Raw genomic sequence first — 23,216 nt, 5'->3', positions numbered from 1 at the left:
GTCGATCGAACCGCGGCATGCGCGTGTTCCTCGGACGAACACCGGTGTTTTGCGAAGGGCGACGCCCTACGCGGCGTCGAGCGCCAGGCGGTCCTGGACGACGGCGGCGAGCTCGTCGGCAATGCGCTGGGCGTCCTCCTGCGAGGCTGCCTCGACCATCACCCGCACGACGGGCTCGGTGCCGGACGGACGCAGCAGCACCCGGCCGGAGTCCCCCAGCGCCGAGGTCGCCGCGGCGATCGCGTCCTGCACGCCCTGGTCGTCCAGCCCGTGCCGGTCGACACCGCGGACGTTGACGAGCACCTGGGGGAAGACGGTCATGCACGAGGCGAGCTCCTGCAGGGACCTGCCCGTGCGCGCCATCTCGGCGACGAGGTGCAGCCCCGTGAGGATGCCGTCGCCCGTGGTGGCGAACTCGTTGAAGATGATGTGGCCGGACTGCTCGCCGCCGAGCGAGAACCCGCCCTCGGTCATCTTCTCGAGCACGTAGCGGTCGCCCACGCCGGTCTCGAGCACCGTGATGCCCGCGTCCGCCATGGCCCGCTTCAGGCCGAGGTTCGACATGACGGTCGCGACGAGGGTGTCGTCGTGCAGCCCACCGCGTTCCTGCAGTGCGAGCGCGAGGATCGCCATGATCTGGTCGCCGTCGATCGCGTTGCCGGCAGCATCGACCGCGAGGCAGCGGTCCGCGTCGCCGTCGTGCGCGATGCCGACGTCCGCGCCGTGTTCGAGCACCGCTCGGGCGAGGTTGTCGATGTGCGTCGAGCCGACACCGTCGTTGATGTTCATGCCGTCCGGGTCCGCCCCGATGAGCGTCACACGAGCGCCCGCGTTCACGAACACCTCGGGCGAGACACCGGCAGCGGCACCGTTCGCGCAGTCGAGCACCACGTGGAGCCCCGCGAGCCGGTTCGGCAGCGTGCCGAGCAGGTGGACGACGTAGCGGTCCTCGGCGTCGGCGAACCGGGTGATCCGGCCGACCTCGCCACCGGTGGGGGTCGGCGCCGACTGGTCGTGCATGGCCGCTTCGATACGGTCCTCGACCTCGTCGGGCAGCTTCCGGCCGCCCGCGGCGAAGAACTTGATCCCGTTGTCGGGTGCCGGGTTGTGCGACGCGGAGATCATCACGCCGAAGTCGGCGTCGATGTCCGCGACGAGGAACGCCGCTGCGGGGGTGGGGATGACCCCGGCGTCGAGCACGTCGACGCCGGCGGAGGCGAGCCCGGCCGCGACAGCGGCACCGAGGAACTCGCCGGAGACACGCGGGTCGCGCGCCAGGACCGCGCGGGGACGCGGTCGACCGGACGCTCGACGGGCGTCCGCATGGTGTCCGTGTGTGAGGACGGCCGCGCTCGCCTGGGCAAGACCCAGTGCGAGCGCGGCCGTCAGCTCGCCGTTGGCGAGACCACGAACCCCGTCGGTACCGAACAGACGCGGCATTGCGATCTTCAGCCGGTGACGACTAGCGCTTCGAGAACTGCGAAGCCTTGCGGGCCTTCTTGAGACCGGCCTTCTTGCGCTCGATGACGCGGGCGTCGCGGGTGAGGAAGCCGGCCTTCTTCAGGGTGGCGCGGTTGTTCTCGCGGTCGATCTCGTTCAGCGAACGGGCGATCGCGAGGCGGAGCGCACCGGCCTGACCCGAGGGGCCACCACCCGTGATGCGAGCGGTGACGTCGTAGGCGCCGAGGAGCTCGAGCACCTTGAACGGGTCGTTGATGAGCTGCTGGTGCAGCTTGTTCGGGAAGTAGTCCTCGAGCGTGCGGCCGTTGACCGTGAACGAGCCGGAGCCCGGCACGAGACGGACACGCGCGATGGCCTCCTTGCGGCGCCCGACGGCACCGCCCGAGACGTTGAGGATCTGACGGGGAGCGGCCTCGGCAGCGGCGGGTGCGCTCTCCGTGGTGAAGCTCTCCGGGGTCTGGTCGAGGGAGTCAGCGATCTGAGCCATGAGTTTTACCTAGTCCTTGGAAGTCGTCGTGGCCGTTGTTACTGAGCGACCTGGTCGAAGGTGTACGCCTTGGGCTGCTGCGCGGCGTGGGGGTGCTCAGCGCCTGCGTAGACCTTGAGCTTCTTGAGCTGCTCGCGACCGAGGGTGTTCTTCGGGAGCATGCCGCGGATCGCCTTCTCGACGGCGCGGGTCGGGTGCTTCTCGAGCATCTCCGGGTAGGAGGTCGCCGTGAGGCCGCCCGGGTAGCCCGAGTGACGGTAGTAGACCTTCTTCGCGAGCTTGGAGCCGGTCAGGGCGACCTTGTCCGCGTTCACGATGATGACGTAGTCACCCATGTCCATGTGCTGGGCGAAGGTGGCCTTGTGCTTGCCACGGAGGAGCGCGGCGGCGTGGGTGGCGAGGCGGCCGAGGACGACGTCGGTCGCGTCGATGACGATCCAGTCGTGCTGGACGTCTGCCGGCTTCGGTGAGAACGTGCGAGTCACAGGAGTGCTGCTTTCGTGTCGAGGTGAGGAGTCCGTGAATCCCGCTCCGGTGGGTGTTCTCGCGGGCGATGCCTGCGGGAACGGCCCGGTGGAGGGCTCATCTGACTGTCCGGCGCACGGGGCGCGCAGACCAAGGTGAGAGCCTACCCGACGCGACTCGCCTTGTCGAACGGACGCCGGGACGGACTGGAGGCGCGGTGCCGGCTGGCACCGCGCCTCCAGTCCGTCAGGTGGTGACGGTCCGTCAGCCGAACAGGCCCCGCAGCCACGCGATGAGCCCGGCGACCGCTGCGATCGCGTCCGCGATCGCGCCGTGGCCGTGACCGTTCCCGTGGCCGTCGCCGTTCCCGTTCCCGTTCCCGTTGCCGCCCTCCCCCGGCGCGGGGACGCCCGGCAGGTCGATGCCGACGAGGATCGGGTCGTGGTCGCTCGCGCGGTACACGTCGTCGCGGTACAGGTCGGTGACGTTGTAGTCGTAGCGGCTGTACTCCAGGCCGACCGACTCGACCGAGTTGATGTTCCAGATGTCCACGCCCGTGACGGTCTTCAGCGCGGCGGGCGACGCGAACACGTGGTCGAGCGAACCGCTCAGGCCACTGAACACGTAGGACCACTCGGAGGCGTCCTTCGTCGGACCGAGGTCCGTGTAGCCGGCGTCGTCGAGGACCGTGACCGGGTCCTCCTGGCTGTAGGCGTTGAAGTCGCCGAGCATGAACACCTTGTCGGTGCCGGCCTGCTGCTGCATCGCCGTCGAGAAGGCCACGAGCGCCTTCGACTGCTCGACGCGCGAGTTGTTCGAGGCACCCTGGCCGTCGCCCTGGTCGGCGTCGACGCCCTCGCCGGAACCCTTCGACTTGAAGTGGTTCGCGATGACGAGGAACGTGTCCGCCTTGCTCGGCTCCTGCGCGCCCTTGCCCTTGCCCTTGCCGGGCTTCGACCCGACCGGTGCGAAGGCCTGCGCGAGCGGCTGCCGGGCGTTCGTGAACGCCGCGGAGTCGGTCAGGATCGTCGAGGAGCCGACGGGCTGCACGCGGTCCTTCTTGTAGATGAGGGCGAGGCGGATGACGTCCTCGCTGGCGGGCAGCTTCGACGGCGACTTCGCGTACGCCCAGGTGTCCTTGCCGGTCGCGGCGTTGAGCGCGGCGACGAGGGTGGCCACGGCGGCGTCGCGGTCCTGGCCGAAGCGGGCCGAGTTCTCGATCTCCTCGAGGGAGACGACGTCGGCGCCGAGGGCGTTGATCGCCTTCACGATCTTCACCTGCTGGCGGCCGAGGTCGTCGGCGTTCGCGGCACCGCGGGCGTCGCAGCCGCCGCGCACGGTGACGGGGTCGCCGTCACGGTCGGTGTAGTACGTGCAGCCGGTGAGCTGGTCACCGGTCGTCGGGAAGTAGTTCAGGACGTTGAACCCGGCGAGGCGGATGTCGCCGCCGACGTTCTCGGGCGCCGTCGTGCGGACGTTCGAGAACGCCGCGGGCAGGTCCGCCGCCGGGGTCGCGCCGGTGATCGGCGCGGTCGGCTGGAACTTCCAGGCGTCGTTACGGTAGTCGAGGACGACCGGCTTCGAGAACGTGGCGGCGGCGCCGACCGTCACCGGGCCCTGGGTGAGCCAGGAGACCGGGATCGACTGGTTCGCGGCGCTGAGGAAGTTCGTGCTCGCGCCGTCGTCGAGGACGACCGTGCGGGCGGCGTTGTCTGCGGTCACCGCGGCGGCCTCGGCGCTGCCCGGACGGGCGACCTCGGTGGGCTGGAGGAGCCGCTGCTTCCCCGTGGCGAGGACGACCTCGCCGTACTGGTTCGTCGTGTAGTCGTCCGCGACGGTGTAGTCGCCCTGCGGCGCGACGAGCATGCTCTCGAGCGACTCGCGCTGCGCATCGGTGCGCGGGAAGGTGAGCGTGGCCGGGACGGGCGGGGCGACGCCGTCCTTCGGCAGCTCCTCGAGGCCGGCGGCGGACGGCACCGTGAGCTCGGTCAGCCCGTTGTACTCGGACACGGTGCCCGTGAGCCGGACGGCGTCGCCGACCTCGACGCTCGCCGCGGTGGCTGCGGAGTAGACGAACACGGCGTCGGAGGCGGTGTGCTCCGCGAGGCCGAGCGCCCCGCCGGTGCCGGCGGTCTGGACCGTGTAGCCGTTGAACCCGCCGGTGGCGTACACCGCGGTGACGACGCCGTCGGTGCGGACGGTCTTGCCGACGTACGGCGAGGCGTCGCTCGTGCCCTGCAGCTGCGCGATGGTGACCTGCTCGGCCGGTGTCGCGGGCGTCCCCGGGTCGGTCGGGTCCGTGGGGTCGGTCGGGTCCGTGGGGTCGGTCGGGTCCGTCGGCTGCGCGGTCTCGCCGGCCGCGTTCTCCGGGGTGACGGTGTCGGTGACCGTGAAGTCGTCCGCGTTCGAGTCAGTGTCGGTCGTGCCCTGACGGGTGAGGCCGTCCGGCACGGAGTTCGCCGTGCCGGCCGTCGCGACCGCGGTCTCGAAGGTGTTCGAGGTGCCGTAGCCGAGCAGGTCGACGACGCCCGCGGTGCCGGCCGCGATCGACCCGGTGGGCAGCGACAGCGCCGTCGCCTGGTCCGCGAGGACGAGCGTGCCGGTCGAGCCGGACGGGTTCAGGCCGGTGACGGCGTCGGGTTCGGGGAGGGCTTGCCCGTTCGTGCCGTTCGACCCCATCTGCACGAGGTAGGTGCCGTGCGCGGGGACCGTGCCGGTGAGCTTCCCGACGCTCGGGGCGCCGGAACCGGTCGCCGAGCGGTACTGCACCGACCAGCCGTCGACGCTGACGGGGCTGTCGGTCGGGTTCCCGAGTTCGACGAACTTGTTCATGTACGGCTGGTTCGCGCTGCCGCCCTTGAGGTAGGCCTCCTCGATGACGAGACCGGTGCCGGCGGGGTTCGCGGAAGCAGTGGTGACGGTTACGAGCGGTGCAGCGACGAGGGCTGCGGCCGCGGTGGCGCAGAGGACGGTGCGCCCGATGGTTCTGTGCATGATGACCTTCGGTCCGGGGACGAGACCCTCGGACGCTACACAGCTGACCGGTCACTCAGGTTGCGATCAGGTGAATCATGGCGGGGACGACGCCCAGAGCGGGGGACACGGCGTCCGCACTCCGGCGGACCCGCTCACGCAGTGACGGGCAACCACTCCCGTCCGACCCGGTGCACGGCCGGCCCGTGCCCCGGGAGCAGGATCTCCGGGATCGGCAGCGCACGGGCGGACTCGAGCGCAGCGTCCTGGTCGGCCGTGAAGAACGGCGTGATCATGCGCGGTCGCGGCCCCCAGGACGCGGGCTGCGTGTCGTGCCGCGAGACGACGGCGTCCCCGGTGACGATCGCGTCGGCCGCCGGCAGCAGGTAGGCGGTCGACCCGACGGTGTGCCCGGCGGCGGGCAGCGGGCTGATCGCCCGGCCGGCGAAGTCCTCGCCCGTGAACGCCCGCGCGGTCGGCACGGCGGTCGGCCGGAGCGCGTCGGCGCGGATCGCGCGAGCGAGCCACCGGAGGACCCGGGGCGACGCCAGCCGTCCCCCGATCTCGGCCGGGGTCACCTGCTGCCGCTCCGGTCCGCGCACACCGGCGAGCTCGTCGGCGTGCGCCAGCACCTCGACGTGCGGGTGGCGCGAGAGGATGCCGGGGATGCCGCCGACGTGGTCGACGTGCCCGTGCGTGACGTACACGCGGCGCAGGTCGTCGAGGTCGTGGCCGGCGTACCGGACGGTGTCCAGCACGAGGTCGGTGTCGGCCGGGTAGCCGGCGTCGATGAGGGCGACGCCGTCCTCCTCGGCGAGCACGACCCAGTTCGAGACGGGCCCCTCGACGAAGACCACCCCGGGTGCGACGGAGACGACGGACCGGGGTTCGCGGGAGCTCATCCCCCGACGGTACCGCCGCCGTCGGCCGCCCCGCGCCGCGCCCGCGTCTGCGACGCCCGCGCCGCGAGCTCGTCGTCCGCGGGGTACCCCACCTCGGTCAGCGTCAGGCCCTTCGCCGGCGCGACCTTGAACTCGCTCGTCCGTGTCTCGGCGACGCGCAGTTCCTCGAGCCGGTCGGCGCCGAAGCGGCCCTCGCCGACCGCGATGGTCGCCCCCACCATCGCACGCACCATGGAGTGGCAGAAGGCATCGGCCTGGAGGCGCGCCACCAGCACCCCGTCCGGCTCGCGGTCCCAGCGGAACTCCTGCAGCGTCCGGATCGTGGTCGCGCCCTCGCGCGGCTTGCAGAAGGTCGCGAAGTCGTGCAGCCCCAGCAGCCGCAGCGCCCCGCGCTCCATCGCCGCCGGGTCCAGACGCGTCGGGTGCCAGACGGTGTGCCCCCGCCGACGTGGGTCGTGCGGGGCGTCGGCGTCCGCGATCCGGTACGAGTAGCGCCGCCAGAGCGGGGAGAACCGGGCGTCGAACCCGTCGGGCGCGACCGACGCCCGGGTGACGACGACGTCGCCCTCCGGTGCCGCGATGCCGTTGACGCGTTTGACCAGGCCGTCCAGCGGCGAGCGCCCCGACCCGCGCTTCCCCCGGAGTGCATCCCACTGCTCCGCCGACAGGTCGAGGTGCGCGACCTGCCCGGTGGCGTGCACCCCCGCGTCGGTGCGCCCCGCGACGGTGAGCTGCGGCGGTTCACCCCAGCGGGTGAACACCGTGGCGAGCGCGGTCTCGAGCGCGCCCTGCACGGTCCGCAGCCCGGGCTGCCGGGCCCACCCGGAGAACGCCGCACCGTCGTAGGCGATGTCGAGCCGTAGCCGCACACCCGTCTCACTCACACCCCAACGGTAGCGACGTCAGCGACGCGTCAGTGTCACGTGAGCGTCCCGCGGCACGATCGTCACCGACATCGACGAACCGCGTCGAGTCACCAGGAAGGACCTGAGCGTATGACCACCACACCGCTCGCGGTGGAGGCCTCCGGCCTCGTCAAGACCTTCGGGACGAACCGCGCAGTGGACGGTGTCGACCTCCGTGTGGAGGCCGGCACGGTCTACGGCGTGCTCGGTCCCAACGGCGCCGGGAAGACCACCACGATCTCCGTGCTGGCGACGCTGCTCAAGGCGGACGCCGGCGAAGCCCGCATCTTCGGCCACGACGTCCGCCGTGAGGCCCAGCTCGTCCGCTCCCTCATCGGCGTGACCGGGCAGTACGCCAGCGTCGACGAGACGCTCAGCGCGACCGAGAACCTCGTCATCTTCTCGCGGCTGCTCGGTCTGAGCCGTGCCGAGTCGAAGCGCAAGTCCGCCGAGCTGCTCGAGCGCTTCGGGCTGACCGAGGCGGCCGCTCGCCCGTTGAAGAACTTCTCCGGCGGCATGCGTCGTCGCCTCGACCTCGCCGCAAGCCTGATCGCGCAGCCGCCGCTCATCTTCCTCGACGAGCCGACGACGGGCCTGGACCCCCGCACCCGCGCGCAGATGTGGGACACGATCCGGGAGCTCGTCGCGACCGGCTCGACCGTCCTGCTGACGACGCAGTACCTCGACGAGGCCGACCAGCTCGCCGACCGCATCGCCGTGATCGACCACGGCCGCGTCGTCGCCGAGGGCACCGGCGACGAGCTCAAGGCGAGCATCGGATCGTCGTCGCTGCACCTCCGACTGACCGACGGGCTCCGGCTCGACGCGGCGCGGGCGATCGTCCGGAACACGCTCGGCGTCGACGCGGTGGCCAGCCCCGAGGGTTCCCGCCTGACCGCTCCGATGTCCGACCCGGACGGCGTGACCGACCTCCTCGTGTCGTTCCGCGAGGCCGGCATCTCCCTCGCCGAGATGAGCGTGCAGAAGCCGACGCTCGACGAGGTGTTCTTGACGATCACGGGCAAGCCGGTGGACGCGGAAGCGGCCGACGATGCCCGACGCGAGCTCGAAGGGAGCAACGCATGACCACCATCGCCCCCACCCCGACATCGGCTCCCCGCATCACCCCGCGCCCCGGCATCGGCGGCTCCGGGCTCGGCGCGACGATCCGGCAGTCCTTCACGATGGCGTACCGCGGCCTGGTGAAGGTCCGGCGCACGCCCGAGCAGCTGTTCGACGTGACGTTCCAGCCGATCCTCTTCACGCTGATGTTCACGTACATCTTCGGCGGTGCGATCGCCGGCGACGTGGGCAGCTACCTGCCGACGATCATCCCGGGCATCCTCGTGCAGACCGTCATCACGGCGTCCGTCGTGACCGGCGTCCAGCTCCGTGAGGACATGGACAAGGGCGTGTTCGATCGCTTCCGTTCCCTGCCGATCGCCCGGATCGCCCCGCTCGCCGGAGCGCTCCTCGCCGACACGGTCCGGTACGCGATCGCCACGACGCTCACGTTCGTGATGGGCTGGATCATGGGTCTGCGTCCGGAGGGCGGGTTCCTCGCCCTGGTCGGCGCCGGCCTGCTCGTCGTCGCGAGCGCGTGGGCCGTCAGCTGGATCTTCGCGTTCTTCGGCGTCATCGCCCGCACCGCGTCGAGCGTGCAGGGCATCTCGATGATGATCCTGTTCCCGCTGACGTTCCTGTCGAACGCGTTCGTGCCGGCCGACACCCTGCCGAGCTGGCTGAAGTGGTTCGTCGACGTCAACCCGGTGTCGCACCTCGTCACCGCCGTGCGCGACCTGGTCAACCACGGCACCGTGACGGGCGATCTCTGGATCAGCCTGCTCGGCGCCGCCGTGATCGTGGCGGTGTTCGCGCCGCTGACCGTCCGCGCGTACATGCGGAAGGCGTGATCAGCTGAAGCGGAGCTCCTCGAGCAGGAGCCTCGCCCGCGAGACGGCCTCGGCCCGGTCCCATCCGGCCGAGGCCGTCTCGGCGTCCGCGAGCAGGGGCTCGCCGACGGCGTCGGCGAGCAGCGGCCGCATCCGGTCGTGCTGCAGGACGGCGAAGTCCTGGCGCGAGCCGAGCCTCGTCGCGAACGACCAGCACCGGGCGGCGTGGTCGGGTCGGCCGGCACGGACCGCGGCGAGCGCCAGTCCCAGGAACGCGGTCCCGATGACGGGCAGGTCGAGCCACCACGGGTGGATGCGGACCATCACGAGCGCTCCGACGCGCAGGCGACGGGCGACGACGGTGCGCGAGCGCTCGGCCAGGAGGCGCGGCTCGGCCCCGTCGGGGAGGCCCGCCACGGTCTCGTCCTCCGCCGCGATCCGGGCCGCGCCCGCCATCAGGGTCCAGTGCGGCGTCTGCTTGCGGAAGGGCAGCACGAACTCCCATGCCCGGGCGTACTCGGCGGCGCCGCGTGCGAGGTCGCCCTCCCAGCGGGCGCACTCGGCGCCGATCGCCACGGCGAGGACCCCGATCTGGGCACGGTCGCCGTCGAAGCCGCCGCGCGCCTCGACCGGGCGGTGCTGCAGGTCGGCGGCGATCGACCTGGCGCGGACGACGTCGCCGGTGGACGCGGCACAGAGCCCGACCGTCCAACCGATCTCGTAGAGGTCGTCGTCGGCGCCGAACCGCTCGAGCTGCTCGCGGGCCACGTCCGCCGCCTGCAGGGCCTCGGCGTACCGGCCGGTCTGGGCGAGGAGCTGGGTCATGGTCACCGCACCGGATCCGGTCGTCCAGGCGTCGTCGGTGATCCGCGCGAGTGCTTCGGCCCGCTTCGCGTAGCGGAGGGCGTCCTCGAAGTCGCCGTCGTTCTCGGCGAGCGGGGCGCTCAGCATGTTGGCGAGACACGCGACGCCGGGGTCTGGGTCGTCCCGGTAGCGGGCGAGCAGGGCGTGCCCCACGGCGGGCCGTCCGAGGGTGAGCAGCAGTGCGGCCTGGGCGTCGAGCACCGCGAACCCGGTCGTCCCCCGGCGCATCGTCCGGCGCAGCGTCGAGATCGCGAGCGCCGCCGAACGCCGGTCGGTGAACGCGGCGGACGCCCCGGTGACGACGAGTCCGAGCACGACGGCAGCGCGGTCGTCGGGTTCCGGGGACATCCGGCGGAGCACGGGGACGATCTCGGGGGCGATCGCGACGACCTCGCCGTGGGCGCCCCGCAGGGACCAGAAGCCGCCGAGCGCGGCGAACAGGTGGGCGACGGCGGACCCGTCGTCGGCGCCGAGGCTCCAGCGGAGCAGCGTCACGAGGTTGTCGGCTTCCCGGCCGACCTCGCGGAACCGTTCGAGCTGGGCCTCGCCGGTGATCGTGAACAGGTTGCGGGAGGCGGCGAAGTCCCGGCCCCACCGGATCATCGCCGTCCGGACGGTCTCGGTCGTGCCGCGCTCGTCGAGGCGCGCGGCCCCGAACTCGCGGACGGTCTCGAGCAGGCGGTAGCGGACGGGTTCGCCCTCGTGCTCGACGAGCTGCACGAGGGACTGCTCGACGAGTTCGGCGAGGTCGTCGAGCGCCTCGTCCCGGCGGTCGGGCGCGGCGACGGCCTCCACGGCGTCGACCGCGAGGCCGTCCGGGAACAGCGCGAGCCGGGTGAGGAGGCCCTGCGCTCCCTCGTCGAGGAGTCGCCAGCTCCACTCGATGACCGCGAGGAGCGTGCGGTGGCGTTCCGGAGCGTTGCGGTCACCGCCGCGGAGCAGCGCGAACCGGTCGTCCAGCCGGCGCTCGATGTCGTCGATGCTCATGCCCCGGATGCGGGCTGCGGCCAGCTCGATCGCGAGCGGGGACCCGTCGAGCCGCGTGCAGATCCGGCGGACGGTGTCGACGGGCAGGACGGCTCCGGGCCGGGCGGCGCGGGCGCGCTCGGTGAACAGCCGGACCGCGGCGCCGTCGGCCTCGACCGGTAGGGGCGCGAGGGGTGCCACGACCTCGCCGGCGATCGCGAGCGGGGCGCGCGAGGTGGTGAGGATGCGCAGCTCGGGGTCCGCGGCGAGCAGGTCGGCGGCGAACGCGGCGACCTCGGCGACGAGGTGCTCGCAGTTGTCGAGGACGAGCACGGTCGGGCCGTCGGCGAGGGCGCGGACCACTCGGGTCTGCAGGTCCGCGACGACCACGTCGCGCAAGGACCGGGCGGACCGGAACTCGGCCACGCCGAGGAGCGCGCCGAGCGCCGGGACGATGTCCTCGGCGGCGGCGAGCGGCGCGAGCTCGAACACCACGACGCCGCAGGTCGGCGGCACCCCCGCGGCGACCGCCTGCGCGAGACGGGTCTTGCCGAGGCCGCCCGCGCCGAGGATCGTGACCAGCCGGTTTCGGGACAGGAGGTCCGAGACGGTGGCGAGGTCCGCCTCCCGTCCGACCAGCGCGTTCGGCGCTGCCCGCAGCCCGACGCGGCGCGCTCGCCCGCTGTCGGCTGCCGAGCGGCGGAGCAGCTCGGCGTTCAGCCGCACCAGGTCGGCGGACGGGTCCGCGCCGAGCTCGTCGGCCAGGCGGTCACGGTGCGTCGCGAAGGCGGCGAGCGCCTCCGCGGTCCGTCCCGCGGCGACCAGGGCGCGCATGCAGCCCGCGACGGCGACCTCGTCGAAGGGGTTCGCCTGCGCCTCCGCCGTCCAGAGGTCGACGGCTTCGTCGGCGTGCCCGGAGTCGAGCAGGGCGGTGCCGAGTGCCCGCCGGAGCGCCCGTCGTGCCGCCGAGGCCCGTTCGGCGAGGGCGTCGCCGAGGTCCCCGTCCACGTCGTCGCCCGGGCTGCCCCGCCACAGGTCGAGCGCCGAGCGGGCCGTTCCCGCGTCGACGTGGTCCGCGGCGCACCGTTCGGCGCGTGCGAGGTCGACGTCGTCGGGGTCGCAGCCGAGGGCGTACCCGGTGCTCGTCGACACCACGAGCCCCTCGGCGACGCCGCGTCGGAGCCGGGACACGAGGGTCTGCAGAGCCGCACGCGCACCGCGGGGCCGGTCGTCGGGCCAGAGCTCGTCGATGAGCGCCTCGGTCGTCACGGCGTGCCCGCGGGCCAGGACCAGCGCGGTGAGGAACGACCGCGCGAGGGCACCCGGCACGGACGTCGGCGCTCCGGCGGGGCCCTCGACCATGACCGGTCCGAGGACGGCGATGCGGGGCTGCTCGGGCACGGTGCGAGTCTACGGACGGTCGATGCCCGATCGCTCCGTCAGCCGCGCGGCCGACCGAACGCCGACGGGCCCGTGCGGGTGTCCGGGTCGTTCGTGGCACGCCGCTCCGACTCGACGATGCCCCGCAGCGCGACGAGGGCCGCCGAGGTCACCGCGACGTGGGACGGGTTCTCCCGCGAGGCGTCCAACGCCCGCTCGACCTCGGCGATCGCGTCGTCGCCGGCCTCCTCGGGGCACTCGCCGCGGATCATGCACGCGAGCTGCCGGAGCGCCTTCGCGAGAGGGCCTGCGAACGCCGGGTCCGGTCGACCGAGTCCGTCGGGCACCGGCCCGGACCGCGCGACGAGCTCGGTGAGGTCCGTCGTGTACCAGGCGACGCGCTCCAGCGCCCGGAACCGTGCCCCGTCCCGCTGCAGCCGCGCCCGTGAGCCGCGCAACGCCCCGCGCGGGTTCAGCCGCCGGCTCTCGTGCGCGATCGAGACGCGCGACCGCACGTCGGCGATCGCACGGTCGAGCCGGTCCTGCTGCCGGTCCCAGGCCTTCTCGTCGCGATTGCCTTCCTCGAGGACGCGCGCGAGGCCGTCCAGGTGGTCGGCAAGCACCTCGTTCACCGCGTCGATGCGGTGCTCCGCGTCCCAGAAGTGCAGCGGCGGGAACACGAGGAAGTTCACGAGCAGCCCGACCACGACGCCGACGGCCATCTGCACGAGGTACCCGAGCGAGTACCCCTCGGCGTGCGCGCCGCCGACGAGCAGGACGAACAGCGCCGCGGTGGACACCCACGAGCTGCCCTCGCCGAGGACCCGGAAGCCACCCACGAGCACGCCGATGCCGACGGCGAGTGCGACCGCGAGGAACCCCGGGTCGCCGACCCACATCGTGAAGCCGGCGATGACGATGCCCAGCGCGATGCCGACGAGGGTCTGCACTCCGCTCCGGATGCCCGCGAACACGGTCGCCTGCATGGCCACGACGGCGCCGAGCGGAGCGTAGTACGGGTACGCGGCGGCCACGCCGGGGACGTGCCGTGCGATGAACCAGGCGATGACCGCGGCAGCCGCGGCCTTGCCGGCGTGCAGCAGACGCGGCTGCGTCCCAGACGTCCGGCTCCACCGCCAGACCCGGGTCCCCATCCCCGCGATGTGCTCGAACCGCATCGCTCCCTCTCGTCGTGTCGGCCGGTCACGCTACGGGGTGCCGCTGGGAAACGTCCGTCGACTGTCGCCCCGAGAATCCGACGAGGCCCCCGCAACCTGCGTTGCGGGGGCCTCCTCGTGGTGTGGTGCGATGACCTACTCGGCGTCGTCCGACTTCTCCGCGGCGTCGCTCTCGACCTCGGCAGCAGCCTCGGTCTCCGTCTCGGCCTCGACCGGAGCGGACTCCTCGGTGGTCTCGGTCTCCTCGACCGGGGCCTCCTCGGTGGGCTCGGTCTCCGCGACCGGAGCAGCAGCGGCCGGGGCCGCGTCGCGCTTCACCGGGGCGGGCTTGCCCGACACCGGCTCGAGGACGAGCTCGATCGACGCGAGGGGAGCGTTGTCACCCTTGCGGAAGCCGAGCTTCGTGATGCGGGTGTAGCCGCCCTGACGGTCCTCGACCTGCGGTGCGATCTCGGTGAACAGCGTGTGCACGACGGACTTGTCGCGCAGGATGCTGATCACGCGACGACGCGCGTGCAGGTCGCCACGCTTCGCGAACGTGATGAGACGCTCGGCGACGGGACGGAGACGCTTGGCCTTCGTCTCGGTGGTCGTGATGCGACCGTGCGTGAAGAGGGCGTTGGCGAGGTTGCTCAGGAGCAGGCGCTCGTGGGCGGGGCCGCCACCGAGGCGGGGGCCCTTGGTGGGCTTCGGCATGTCAGTTCTCCAGTGGTGAAAGAGTGGTGCGCGCTGCGTCAGCTGCGCGCGTGCGCATCAGCGCGAGGTCAGTTGCTGGACTCGTCCTCGTCGTACCCGCTGTAGAAGTGGGCGCCGTCGAATCCGGGGACGGTGTCCTTGAGGGACAGGCCGAGCTCGGTGAGCTTGTCCTTGACCTCGTCCACCGACTTCTGACCGAAGTTGCGGATGTTCATGAGCTGCGTCTCCGAGAGGGCGACGAGCTCGGACACCGTGTTGATGCCCTCCCGCTTGAGGCAGTTGTAGCTGCGGACCGACAGGTCGAGGTCCTCGATCGGGGTCTGCAGCTCGTTCGAGAGCACGGCGTCGACCGGCGCGGGGCCGATCTCGATGCCCTCGGCCGCCGTGTTGAGCTCACGGGCGAGCCCGAACAGCTCGACGAGCGTCCGGCCGGCCGACGCGATGGCGTCGCGCGGCGTGATGGCCGGCTTCGACTCGACGTCGACGACCAGGCGGTCGAAGTCCGTGCGCTCACCGGCACGCGTCGCCTCGACGCGGTAGGTGACCTTGAGGACCGGCGAGTAGATCGAGTCGATCGGGATCTGACCGGCCTCGCTGAACTCCGAACGGTTCTGCGTCGCCGACACGTAGCCACGGCCACGCTCGATCGTCAGCTCGAGCTCGAAGCGCGCGGTGTCGTTCAGGGTCGCGATGACGAGGTCCGGGTTGTGGATCTCGACGCCGGCCGGAGCGGAGATGTCCGCCGCGGTGACCTGACCGGCACCCTGCTTGCGCAGGTACGCCGTGATCGGCTCGTCGTGCTCGCTGGAGACGACCAGGCTCTTGATGTTGAGGATGATCTCGGTGACGTCTTCCTTGACACCGGGCACGGTGCTGAACTCGTGGAGGACGCCGTCGATGCGGATGCTGGTGACAGCCGCGCCGGGGATCGAGGAGAGGAGCGTGCGGCGCAGCGAGTTGCCGAGGGTGTAACCGAAGCCGGGCTCGAGCGGCTCGATGACGAAGCGCGAGCGGAACTCGGAGATCGATTCCTCGGTCAGGGTGGGGCGCTGTGCAATGAGCACTGTGGGATTCCTTTCGGCGGAGTGTCCGCTATATGACACTCGGCGGTACGACGGGGCCGACCGGGCCCCGACGGGTCTGTTGAGTTGTGATCACGCGCACCGATGTGCGCGATCGAACGACCAGGAATGGCCGCTGGCCCTGCCCGACCCCGTCAGGGGACGAGCAGGGCGCGGCCGGTTGCTCCTCGCGTCAGACGCGACGGCGCTTGGGCGGGCGGCACCCGTTGTGCGCCTGCGGCGTGACGTCGTTGATCGAGCCGACCTCGAGGCCGGCGGCCTGGAGCGAGCGGATCGCGGTCTCGCGGCCCGAACCCGGACCCTTCACGAAGACGTCGACCTTCTTGACGCCGTGCTCCTGCGCCTGACGCGCAGCGGACTCGGCCGCGAGCTGCGCCGCGAACGGCGTCGACTTGCGCGAACCCTTGAAGCCCACGGCACCCGAGGACGCCCAGCTCAGGACGGCACCCGACGGGTCGGTGATGCTGACGATCGTGTTGTTGAACGTGCTCTTGATGTGGGCCTGGCCCACGGCGACGTTCTTCTTCTCCTTGCGGCGCGGCTTGCGCGCGGCAGTCTTGGGGGTAGCCATGATGATCTCCTATCGGGCCTTCTTCTTGCCTGCCACGGTGCGCTTCGGTCCCTTGCGGGTACGCGCGTTGGTCTTGGTGCGCTGACCGCGCACCGGGAGACCACGACGGTGGCGGAGACCCTCGTAGCTACCGATCTCGACCTTGCGGCGGATGTCGGCTGCGACCTCACGGCGGAGGTCACCCTCCACCTTGAAGTTGCCCTCGATGAAGTCACGGAGGGCGACGAGCTGGTCGTCGGTCAGGTCCTTGACGCGGATGTCACCGGAGATACCGGTCTCGGCGAGTGCCTGGACCGCGCGGGTACGGCCGACGCCGTAGATGTACGTGAGTGCGATCTCCACGCGCTTCTCGCGCGGGATGTCGACGCCTGCTAGACGTGCCATGTGCTGGCTGCTCCTGTTGTCGATGGAGGTGTGGAGCAGTACCGGTGCTCGGGCCTCCGACCCGAGGTGTCCCCGCTCGCGCGGTTCTTGGTACTGCGTTCGATGTTGAGTTGTGGATCCTGCGCAGGCCGCCCGGAGGCGATCCGCATCAGGCAGCCGGGACTAGCCCTGGCGCTGCTTGTGACGCGGGTTGCTCTTGCAGATCACCATGACGCGGCCCTTGCGGCGGATGACACGGCAGTGCTCGCAGATGGGCTTGACGCTGGGGTTGACCTTCATTGTTGTTTCCTCGTGCTCGCTGGCTTCGTGCTCGGCAGGGTTGCCGGGCCGTTCCTTTCCAGCTCGCGGATCACTTGTAGCGGTAGACGATCCGGCCGCGGGTCAGGTCGTACGGGCTCAGCTCCACGATCACGCGGTCCTCGGGGAGGATGCGGATGTAGTGCTGGCGCATCTTCCCGGAGATGTGCGCGAGGACCTTGTGTCCGTTGGTCAGCTCAACGCGGAACATCGCGTTGGGCAGAGCTTCGAGCACCGAGCCCTCGATCTCGATGACGCCGTCTTTCTTGGCCATAGCCTCACTGTCGCTTGGTTGGATTACCGGTGTGATCCCCGAGCCGGTCTGCGGGTCGGGCGCCACGCCCAGAAGGCATGGCACACCAAAGATCGATCTTATGTGGTAAACCCAGGATTGCCAAGTGGAGACGGAGAAGTCCCCCCGTCTGGGGCTTCTCAGACCAGTCTGAGCGTTCCACAGTGGTTTGATGGCGGCTTCCGGGCCGTCGCAAGTCACCGGACCCTAGCGTGACCCCGCAGCCTTCGTCCGCGCCGCTCGACAGCGCGGACCACCGAACGGAGACCACGTGCCCGACGCCACCCGACGCCCGCTCGCCCGACACGGCAGACTCCCCCGCCGTCGTGGGTGGACGACGCTCGCGTCGATCGTGGCCTCGGCCCTCGCCGTCGTCCTGGTGAGCGGGACGAGCGTCGCCGCCATCGCCGGCGCGCAGCTCGCCACGGCGCCGCAGACCGTCAAGCTCAGCACGGACGACCAGAGCACCGCCAAGACGGCCGACATCACGGCGATCAAGGGCGGCGCCAACATCCTGCTGATCGGCAGCGACACGCGCGTCGGGCAGTTCGACTCCGCGGACGACGTCGACGGCGCCCGCAACGACGTCACGATGCTGATCCACATCTCGCAGGACCACACGCAACTCACGGCGATCAGCTTCCCGCGCGACCTCATGGTGCCGATCCCCGCGTGCACGAACCCCGAGACGGGAACCACGTACCCCGCGGCCGCATCGGCGCAGTTCAACACCGCACTCGGCAACGGCGGCGTCTCGTGCGTCGTCGACACCGTCGAGAACCTCACCGGCCTGAGCATCCCGTACGCGGGCCTCATCACCTTCGACGGCGTCATCGAGATGTCGAACGCGCTCGGCGGCGTCGACGTCTGCGTCGCGGAGCCGATCAACGACACGTACACCGGCCTCCACCTCACCGCCGGCTCGCACAACCTCGAGGGATCGGACGCGCTCGCGTTCCTCCGCACCCGGCACGGCGTCGGCGACGGCAGCGACCTCGCCCGCATCAGCTCCCAGCAGGTGTTCCTGTCCGCCCTGCTCCGCAAGGTCACCTCGGACGGCACGCTGTCGAACCCGATCACGCTCTACAAGCTGGCCGGCGCCGCACTGTCGAACATGACGCTGTCCGACGGACTCGCGCAGGCACGCACCCTCGTCGGGCTCGCCGGGGCGCTGCGTGGCATGAGCACGGCGAACATGCTGTTCGTGCAGTACCCGGTCGCGGACGACCCGGACGACAGTGCGCGTGTGATCGTCGACCAGGATGCCGCGCACACGCTCAACGTGGCGCTGCAGAGCGACCAGAAGACCTCGCTGAGCGACTCGTCGACGGGACGCGCTTCGGAGGAGTCGACGGACTCGAGCGGCACCGCGACGACGGCCCCGTCGACGGGCACCTCGACCGGCACGTCGAGCGGCACGAGCAGCGGGTCCACCGGGAGCTCGACCGGTACCGGCGCGTCGGGCGGGACCGCGACGAGCACGGCGACCGCTTCGACGACGCCGCTGCCGTCGTCGATCACGGGGCAGAGCGCCTCCGAGGAGACCTGCTCGGTCGGCAACGACTGACCCCGGGCCGCGCGGCACGCGCGCGGATGCCGGCAGATACCGGACGGGACCGCTCCGCACGACGCGGGCACGGCCGTGGGGGCGGCCCACCGCACGGGCGAGCCGACGGGCGGACGTGCGCCGTGCCTCCAGGCAGGTGCGGACGGGAGGCGCGACCTACGGGATCGGGACGGGCGTCACGCCGAGCGGGGCCAGGCCCGCAGCGCCGCCGTCCGCGGCGGTGAGCACCCAGACGCCGTCCGCGTGGACGGCGATGCTGTGCTCCCAGTGCGCCGCGTCGGAACCGTCCAGGGTGCGGACCGTCCAGTCGTCGTCGTCCGTCGAACTGTCGATCGTGCCGGCGGTCACCATCGGCTCGATCGCGACGACGAGGCCGGGCTTGACCGCCGGACCCGCACCGCGGACCCGGTAGTTGAAGACGGGCGGGTCCTCGTGCATCGAACGTCCGATGCCGTGCCCGGTGTAGTCCTCGACGATGCCCCACGCGCCGGTCTCGTCGATCGCGTCCTCGATCTCGGCGCCGACCTCGTGGAGGTTCTTCGCGTGCGCCAGCGCCGCGATCCCGTGCCACAGTGCGCGCTCCGTCGTGTCGCAGAGCGTCTGCCGCGCCGCGGTCACACCGGCGTCCCCGCCGGGGACGACCACGGTGAACGCGCTGTCGCCGTTCCAGCCGTCGACCTCGGCGCCCGCGTCGACCGACACGATGTCACCGGGCTGCAGCACCCGGTCGCCCGGGATGCCGTGCACGATCTCGTCGTTCACCGAGACGCACAGCGTGTGGCGGTAACCCGGCACCAGCTGGAAGTTCGGGATGCCGCCCCCGTCACGGATGACGCGCTCGGCGATCGCGTCGAGCTCACCCGTGGTGACGCCGGGACGGATCGCGACGCGCACCGCGGTCAGCGCCGCCTCGGTCAGCAGACCCGGGCGCACCATCGCACGGAGCTCGTCCGGCGTCTTGTAGATCGAGGGCTTGCGGAAGCGGACCACGCGACGTCAGACGGCCGCGGGCAGCCCGCGCGACGACAGGGCGGCCTGGATGCGGTCCCCCACCTCGTCGATGCCACCGAGTCCGTCGACGTCCACGACGAGTCCGCGCGCGCCGTACGCGCTCACGATCGGGGCCGTCTGCTCGGTGTAGACCTGCTGACGACGACGGATGGTCTCCTCGTTGTCGTCGCTGCGGCCCTGCTCCTCGGCGCGCTTCAGGAGACGACCGACGAGCTCGTCCTGGTCGGCCACGAGCTGGATGACCGCGTCGATGCCGGTGCCCTGCTCGGCGAGCAGCGCGTCGAGGTACTCGACCTGCCCGACCGTGCGGGGGTACCCGTCGAGGAGGAAACCGTTCTCGGCGTCGGCCTCGTTTAGGCGCGACTTCACGAGCTCGTTGGTGAGCGAGTCCGGGACGTAGTCGCCCGCGTCCATGATCGCCTTCGCCTGCACACCGAGCGGGGTGCCCTCCGCGACGTTCTTGCGGAAGATGTCGCCCGTCGAGACGGCCGGGATGCCGAAGGCGTCCGCGATGCGACCGGCCTGGGTGCCCTTCCCGGCTCCGGGAGGTCCGACGATGATGAGACGTGCGCTCAACGGAGAAGCCCTTCGTAGTGACGTTGCTGCAGCTGCGAGTCGATCTGCTTCACGGTCTCGAGGCCGACACCCACGATGATGAGGATGCTCGCGCCACCGAACGGGAAGTTCTGGTTCGCGCCGAAGAACGCCAGCGCCGCCAGCGGGATGAGCGCGATGAGACCGAGGTACAGGGAGCCGGGCAGCGTCACCCGGGTCAGGACGTAGTCGAGGTACTCGGCCGTCGGACGACCGGCCCGGATGCCCGGGATGAAGCCGCCGTACTTCTTCATGTTGTCGGCGACCTCTTCGGGGTTGAAGGTGATCGCGACGTAGAAGTACGTGAACCCGACGATGAGCAGGAAGTACAGGACCATGTAGAACCAGTTGTCACCCGAGGTCAGGTTGTTCTGGATCCACGTCACCCACGCGGCCGGCTCGGTGCCGTCGGAGGGCTGGTTGAACTGCGCGACCAGGGCCGGCAGGTAGAGCAGCGACGAGGCGAAGATGACGGGCACGACGCCGGCCATGTTCACCTTGATCGGGATGTACGTGTTGTTGCCGCCGTACGTGCGCCGGCCCACCATGCGCTTGGCGTACTGGACGGGGATGCGCCGCTGCGACTGCTCGACGAACACGACGGCCATCATGATGACCAGGCCGACGAGGATGACGAACAGGAACAGCTCGAAGCCGTTCGACTGCTCGATCGCCCAGAGCGCCGACGGGAACTGCGCCGCGATCGACGTGAAGATGAGGAGCGACATGCCGTTGCCGATGCCGCGCTCGGTGACGAGCTCGCCCATCCACATGATGAGGCCGGTGCCGGCGGTCAGCGTGACGACCATGAGCATGATCGCGTACCAGCTGTCGTTCGAGATGATCGACGAGCAGGAGGTCGACGCGTTCGTGCCGAAGAGCGCACCCGAGCGGGCGACCGTGATCAGGGTGGTGGACTGCAGCACGCCCAGCGCGATCGTGAGGTAGCGCGTGTACTGCGTCAGCTTGGCCTGACCGGACTGCCCCTCCTTGTAGAGGGCGTCGAAGTGCGGGATGACCACGCGCAGGAGCTGCACGATGATCGACGACGTGATGTACGGCATGATGCCGAGCGCGAAGACCGAGAGCTTCAGCAGCGCGCCGCCGGAGAACAGGTTGATCAGGTCGTACAGACCCTGCTGCGACGATGCGCTGGCGAGACAGGTCTGGACGGATGCGTAGTCGACGAACGGCGCGGGGATGTACGACCCCAGGCGGAACAGCGCGATGATCGCGAGGGTGAAGCCGATCTTCTTGCGAAGATCTGGGGTGCGCATGATGCGCGCGACCGCTCTGAACACGAGGACTCCGAACTTCTGGGACCGGCGGCCCGGCGGGGGACCGTCACCGGTGTGGTCGGCAGGACCGACCTGGCCGGCGGACGCCGACCACTGTCAAGGAAACCGTAACGGCGGCCCGTGCGCAAACGCACGGGCCGCCGACGGGGTTACTGGGAGACGGTGCCGCCAGCAGCCGCGATCTTCTCGGCGGCGGACGCCGAGACCTTGTCGACCGAGACCGTGACCTTCACGCTGATGTCACCCTGACCGAGAACCTTGACCTTCTCGTTCTTGCGGACGGCGCCCTTGGCGACCAGGTCCGCGACGGTGACGTCGCCACCCTTCGGGTAGAGCTCCGCGATCTTGTCCAGGTTCACGACCTGGTACTCGACACGGAACGGGTTCTTGAACCCGCGGAGCTTCGGGGTGCGCATGTGCAGCGGCATCTGCCCACCCTCGAAGCCGACCTTGACCTGGTAACGAGCCTTCTGGCCCTTGGTACCACGGCCGGCGGTCTTGCCCTTCGAGCCCTCACCGCGACCGACGCGGGTACGAGCCTTCTTGGCACCCTCGGCGGGACGGAGGTGGTGCAGCTTCAGGACCTGCACGCGCTCGTTCTTCTCGTCGCTCATGCGTCGACCTCCTCGACCTTCACGAGGTGCGCGACCGTCGCGACGTACCCGCGGTTCTGGGAGTTGTCCTCACGCTCGACCGTCTGGCCGATGCGCTTGAGACCCAGGCTGCGGAGGGTGTCGCGCTGGTACTGCTTCTCGCTGATAACGGACTTCGTCTGCGTGATCTTCAGCGTCGCCATCACGCACCTGCCTTCTCGGACGCGGCGCGCAGAGCGGCTGCCTCGGCCTGGAGCAGACGGGCCGGGACGACCCGGTCGACGTCGAGGCCACGACGGCTTGCGACGGCGCGGGGCTCCTCGAGCTGCTGCAGCGCCTCGACGGTCGCGTGCACGATGTTGATGGTGTTGGACGAACCGAGCGACTTGCTCAGGACGTCGTGGATGCCGGCGCACTCGAGGACGGCGCGGACCGGGCCACCGGCGATGACACCGGTACCGGCGGCGGCCGGACGGAGGAGCACGACACCGGCAGCGGCCTCACCCTGCACCGGGTGCGGGATGGTGTTGCCGACGCGCGGGACGCGGAAGAAGTTCTTCTTCGCCTCCTCGACACCCTTCGAGATGGCGGTCGGGACCTCACGGGCCTTGCCGTAGCCGACGCCCACGAGACCGTTGCCGTCACCGACGACGACGAGCGCGGTGAAGCTGAAGCGACGACCACCCTTGACGACCTTGGAGACGCGGTTGATGGTCACGACGCGCTCGAGGAACTGGCTGTCGCCACCGCGGTTGTTGCGGTCGCGTCCCTGCTGACGGTCACGGCCGCCGCCACGGCGCCCACGGTTGTCGTTCGAGTCGCGGTTGTTCGACGCGGAACCGGCAGCGGTCTCGACCGGACGCTCGGCGACCGCCGGGGTCTCCGCGTCCTTGCCGGTCTTCGCAGCCTCGGCCGGAGCCGTGGTCGCCTCGGTGGCCTCGGTGGCCTCGACGTTGGCGTCTTCGTTGGTGTTCGCGATGTCGCTCACAGGTTCAGCCCTCCTTCACGGGCACCATCGGCGATCGCGGCGACGCGACCGGCGTACTTGCTACCACCGCGGTCGAAGACCACGGCCTCGACGCCGGCGGCCTTCGCACGCTCGGCGAGGAGCTCGCCGACGCGACGGGCCTTGGCCGTCTTGTCGCCGTCGAACGACCGGAGGTCGGCCTCCATCGTCGACGCGCTGGCCAGGGTGTGGCCCTTCGCGTCGTCGATGACCTGCACGAACACGTGACGCGACGAGCGGGTGACGGCGAGACGCGGACGCGCCTCGGTGCCGGTGATCTTCTTGCGGAGACGGTTGTGACGGCGCGCCTTGGCGGCCGACTTGCTCTTGCCTCGGATTCCGATGGCCATGA

24 protein-coding genes are annotated in these 23,216 nt (G+C 70.9%); 3 read left to right on the top strand and 21 right to left on the bottom strand.

The genetic code is table 11. The features are described from left to right. Positions 1-66: 66 nt before the first annotated feature. The 6 genes from glmM to truA all read right to left on the bottom strand — a co-directional run bounded on the left by glmM (position 67) and on the right by truA (position 7,172). Positions 67-1,440: a phosphoglucosamine mutase gene (gene glmM, locus HP507_RS06240; RefSeq protein WP_175350960.1), complete on the bottom strand. Its 1,374-nt coding sequence runs from the start codon at positions 1,438-1,440 to the stop codon at positions 67-69. A gap of 22 nt (positions 1,441-1,462) precedes the next feature. Next, the gene (gene rpsI / locus HP507_RS06235) at positions 1,463-1,948 is read right to left on the bottom strand and encodes a 30S ribosomal protein S9 (RefSeq protein ID WP_175350959.1); all 486 of its coding nucleotides are present in this window, start codon (positions 1,946-1,948) and stop codon (positions 1,463-1,465) included. Positions 1,949-1,986: 38 nt separating this feature from the next. Then, positions 1,987-2,433, bottom strand: a complete 447-nt coding sequence (gene rplM, locus HP507_RS06230) for a 50S ribosomal protein L13 (protein ID WP_175350958.1) — start codon at positions 2,431-2,433, stop codon at positions 1,987-1,989. Between the two features lie 244 nt (positions 2,434-2,677). Further along, a complete protein-coding gene (locus tag HP507_RS06225) occupies positions 2,678-5,407 on the bottom strand; it encodes an ExeM/NucH family extracellular endonuclease (RefSeq protein WP_175350957.1) in 2,730 nt (909 codons plus the stop codon). A gap of 134 nt (positions 5,408-5,541) precedes the next feature. Next, positions 5,542-6,288 carry an MBL fold metallo-hydrolase gene (locus HP507_RS06220; protein ID WP_175350956.1) on the bottom strand — a complete coding sequence of 249 codons (747 nt, stop codon included), beginning with the start codon at positions 6,286-6,288 and terminating at the stop codon, positions 5,542-5,544. Beyond that, the gene (gene truA / locus HP507_RS06215) at positions 6,285-7,172 is read right to left on the bottom strand and encodes a tRNA pseudouridine(38-40) synthase TruA (protein WP_175350955.1); all 888 of its coding nucleotides are present in this window, start codon (positions 7,170-7,172) and stop codon (positions 6,285-6,287) included. Before truA ends, HP507_RS06220 begins: the two co-directional genes overlap by 4 nt. Positions 7,173-7,283: 111 nt before the next feature. Here truA and HP507_RS06210 point away from each other — a divergent pair, with 111 nt between their 5' ends. Beyond that, the gene (locus HP507_RS06210) at positions 7,284-8,279 is read left to right on the top strand and encodes an ATP-binding cassette domain-containing protein (RefSeq protein ID WP_175350954.1); all 996 of its coding nucleotides are present in this window, start codon (positions 7,284-7,286) and stop codon (positions 8,277-8,279) included. Beyond that, positions 8,276-9,106, top strand: coding sequence for an ABC transporter permease (locus HP507_RS06205; protein ID WP_175350953.1), 831 nt, complete (start codon positions 8,276-8,278; stop codon positions 9,104-9,106). The genes HP507_RS06210 and HP507_RS06205 overlap by 4 nt, the downstream gene beginning before the upstream one ends. Here HP507_RS06205 and HP507_RS06200 read toward each other — a convergent pair whose 3' ends face one another. The 8 genes from HP507_RS06200 to infA form a co-directional block, all read right to left on the bottom strand. Beyond that, positions 9,107-12,316 (bottom strand): AfsR/SARP family transcriptional regulator, encoded by a 3,210-nt coding sequence (locus tag HP507_RS06200; protein WP_175350952.1) that lies wholly within the window; start codon positions 12,314-12,316, stop codon positions 9,107-9,109. Positions 12,317-12,354: 38 nt separating this feature from the next. Beyond that, on the bottom strand, positions 12,355-13,473 hold the full coding sequence (locus HP507_RS06195; RefSeq protein WP_175350951.1) for an FUSC family protein: 1,119 nt from the start codon (positions 13,471-13,473) through the stop codon (positions 12,355-12,357). Positions 13,474-13,608: 135 nt separating this feature from the next. Continuing rightward, positions 13,609-14,169, bottom strand: a complete 561-nt coding sequence (rplQ, locus tag HP507_RS06190; protein WP_175350950.1) for a 50S ribosomal protein L17 — start codon at positions 14,167-14,169, stop codon at positions 13,609-13,611. A 68-nt stretch (positions 14,170-14,237) separates the two neighbouring features. After that, the gene (locus tag HP507_RS06185) at positions 14,238-15,233 is read right to left on the bottom strand and encodes a DNA-directed RNA polymerase subunit alpha (protein WP_065960011.1); all 996 of its coding nucleotides are present in this window, start codon (positions 15,231-15,233) and stop codon (positions 14,238-14,240) included. 190 nt (positions 15,234-15,423) lie between these two features. Beyond that, positions 15,424-15,822: a 30S ribosomal protein S11 gene (gene rpsK, locus HP507_RS06180; protein WP_017885507.1), complete on the bottom strand. Its 399-nt coding sequence runs from the start codon at positions 15,820-15,822 to the stop codon at positions 15,424-15,426. A 9-nt stretch (positions 15,823-15,831) separates the two neighbouring features. Beyond that, on the bottom strand, positions 15,832-16,206 hold the full coding sequence (gene rpsM, locus HP507_RS06175) for a 30S ribosomal protein S13 (protein ID WP_058728274.1): 375 nt from the start codon (positions 16,204-16,206) through the stop codon (positions 15,832-15,834). 162 nt (positions 16,207-16,368) lie between these two features. After that, entirely contained in the window at positions 16,369-16,485 is a 117-nt protein-coding gene (rpmJ, locus tag HP507_RS06170; protein WP_022903266.1) for a 50S ribosomal protein L36, read from the bottom strand. A 70-nt stretch (positions 16,486-16,555) separates the two neighbouring features. Continuing rightward, positions 16,556-16,777, bottom strand: coding sequence for a translation initiation factor IF-1 (gene infA, locus HP507_RS06165; RefSeq protein ID WP_017885509.1), 222 nt, complete (start codon positions 16,775-16,777; stop codon positions 16,556-16,558). Positions 16,778-17,066: 289 nt separating this feature from the next. Here infA and HP507_RS06160 point away from each other — a divergent pair, with 289 nt between their 5' ends. Next, positions 17,067-18,362, top strand: coding sequence for an LCP family protein (locus HP507_RS06160; RefSeq protein WP_175350949.1), 1,296 nt, complete (start codon positions 17,067-17,069; stop codon positions 18,360-18,362). A gap of 156 nt (positions 18,363-18,518) precedes the next feature. On the opposite strand, the gene map is transcribed toward HP507_RS06160, so the two are convergent. From map to rplR, 7 genes are all read right to left on the bottom strand, one after another. After that, a complete protein-coding gene (gene map / locus HP507_RS06155) occupies positions 18,519-19,298 on the bottom strand; it encodes a type I methionyl aminopeptidase (protein ID WP_217508533.1) in 780 nt (259 codons plus the stop codon). Between the two features lie 60 nt (positions 19,299-19,358). Then, positions 19,359-19,949, bottom strand: a complete 591-nt coding sequence (locus HP507_RS06150) for an adenylate kinase (RefSeq protein ID WP_175350947.1) — start codon at positions 19,947-19,949, stop codon at positions 19,359-19,361. After that, on the bottom strand, positions 19,946-21,268 hold the full coding sequence (secY, locus tag HP507_RS06145) for a preprotein translocase subunit SecY (protein ID WP_175350946.1): 1,323 nt from the start codon (positions 21,266-21,268) through the stop codon (positions 19,946-19,948). Before secY ends, HP507_RS06150 begins: the two co-directional genes overlap by 4 nt. 146 nt (positions 21,269-21,414) lie before the next feature. Continuing rightward, positions 21,415-21,879 (bottom strand): 50S ribosomal protein L15, encoded by a 465-nt coding sequence (gene rplO, locus HP507_RS06140; RefSeq protein WP_217508526.1) that lies wholly within the window; start codon positions 21,877-21,879, stop codon positions 21,415-21,417. Continuing rightward, positions 21,876-22,061 carry a 50S ribosomal protein L30 gene (rpmD, locus tag HP507_RS06135; protein ID WP_083513518.1) on the bottom strand — a complete coding sequence of 62 codons (186 nt, stop codon included), beginning with the start codon at positions 22,059-22,061 and terminating at the stop codon, positions 21,876-21,878. The genes rplO and rpmD overlap by 4 nt, the downstream gene beginning before the upstream one ends. Further along, a complete protein-coding gene (rpsE, locus tag HP507_RS06130) occupies positions 22,061-22,846 on the bottom strand; it encodes a 30S ribosomal protein S5 (protein WP_376984813.1) in 786 nt (261 codons plus the stop codon). The genes rpmD and rpsE overlap by 1 nt, the downstream gene beginning before the upstream one ends. Beyond that, the gene (gene rplR / locus HP507_RS06125) at positions 22,843-23,214 is read right to left on the bottom strand and encodes a 50S ribosomal protein L18 (RefSeq protein WP_175350945.1); all 372 of its coding nucleotides are present in this window, start codon (positions 23,212-23,214) and stop codon (positions 22,843-22,845) included. The genes rpsE and rplR overlap by 4 nt, the downstream gene beginning before the upstream one ends. Between the last annotated feature and the right edge of the window lie 2 nt (positions 23,215-23,216).

Source organism: Curtobacterium pusillum (assembly GCF_013359865.1).
GTDB lineage: Bacteria > Actinomycetota > Actinomycetes > Actinomycetales > Microbacteriaceae > Curtobacterium > Curtobacterium pusillum.
Note: the sequence above shows the minus strand (reverse complement) of the source record. Positions and strands in the feature narration are given on the sequence as shown.

Excerpts from the sequence above, each read along its gene's own strand:
- rpsK (WP_017885507.1), bottom strand. The coding sequence starts at position 15,822 with ATGGCTACCCCCAAGACTGCCGCGCGCAAGCCGCGCCGCAAGGAGAAG.
- rpmD (WP_083513518.1), bottom strand. The coding sequence starts at position 22,061 with ATGGCGACGCTGAAGATCACGCAGACGAAGTCCGTTATCAGCGAGAAG.
- rpsM (WP_058728274.1), bottom strand. The coding sequence starts at position 16,206 with ATGGCACGTCTAGCAGGCGTCGACATCCCGCGCGAGAAGCGCGTGGAG.
- rplR (WP_175350945.1), bottom strand. The coding sequence starts at position 23,214 with ATGGCCATCGGAATCCGAGGCAAGAGCAAGTCGGCCGCCAAGGCGCGC.
- rplO (WP_217508526.1), bottom strand. The coding sequence starts at position 21,879 with ATGAGCGACGAGAAGAACGAGCGCGTGCAGGTCCTGAAGCTGCACCAC.
- HP507_RS06205 (WP_175350953.1), top strand. The coding sequence starts at position 8,276 with ATGACCACCATCGCCCCCACCCCGACATCGGCTCCCCGCATCACCCCG.
- HP507_RS06210 (WP_175350954.1), top strand. The coding sequence starts at position 7,284 with ATGACCACCACACCGCTCGCGGTGGAGGCCTCCGGCCTCGTCAAGACC.
- rpmJ (WP_022903266.1), bottom strand. The coding sequence starts at position 16,485 with ATGAAGGTCAACCCCAGCGTCAAGCCCATCTGCGAGCACTGCCGTGTC.
- map (WP_217508533.1), bottom strand. The coding sequence starts at position 19,298 with ATGGTGCGCCCGGGTCTGCTGACCGAGGCGGCGCTGACCGCGGTGCGC.
- HP507_RS06195 (WP_175350951.1), bottom strand. The coding sequence starts at position 13,473 with ATGCGGTTCGAGCACATCGCGGGGATGGGGACCCGGGTCTGGCGGTGG.
- glmM (WP_175350960.1), bottom strand. The coding sequence starts at position 1,440 with ATGCCGCGTCTGTTCGGTACCGACGGGGTTCGTGGTCTCGCCAACGGC.
- rpsI (WP_175350959.1), bottom strand. The coding sequence starts at position 1,948 with ATGGCTCAGATCGCTGACTCCCTCGACCAGACCCCGGAGAGCTTCACC.
- HP507_RS06220 (WP_175350956.1), bottom strand. The coding sequence starts at position 6,288 with ATGAGCTCCCGCGAACCCCGGTCCGTCGTCTCCGTCGCACCCGGGGTG.
- infA (WP_017885509.1), bottom strand. The coding sequence starts at position 16,777 with ATGGCCAAGAAAGACGGCGTCATCGAGATCGAGGGCTCGGTGCTCGAA.
- HP507_RS06225 (WP_175350957.1), bottom strand. The coding sequence starts at position 5,407 with ATGCACAGAACCATCGGGCGCACCGTCCTCTGCGCCACCGCGGCCGCA.
- rplQ (WP_175350950.1), bottom strand. The coding sequence starts at position 14,169 with ATGCCGAAGCCCACCAAGGGCCCCCGCCTCGGTGGCGGCCCCGCCCAC.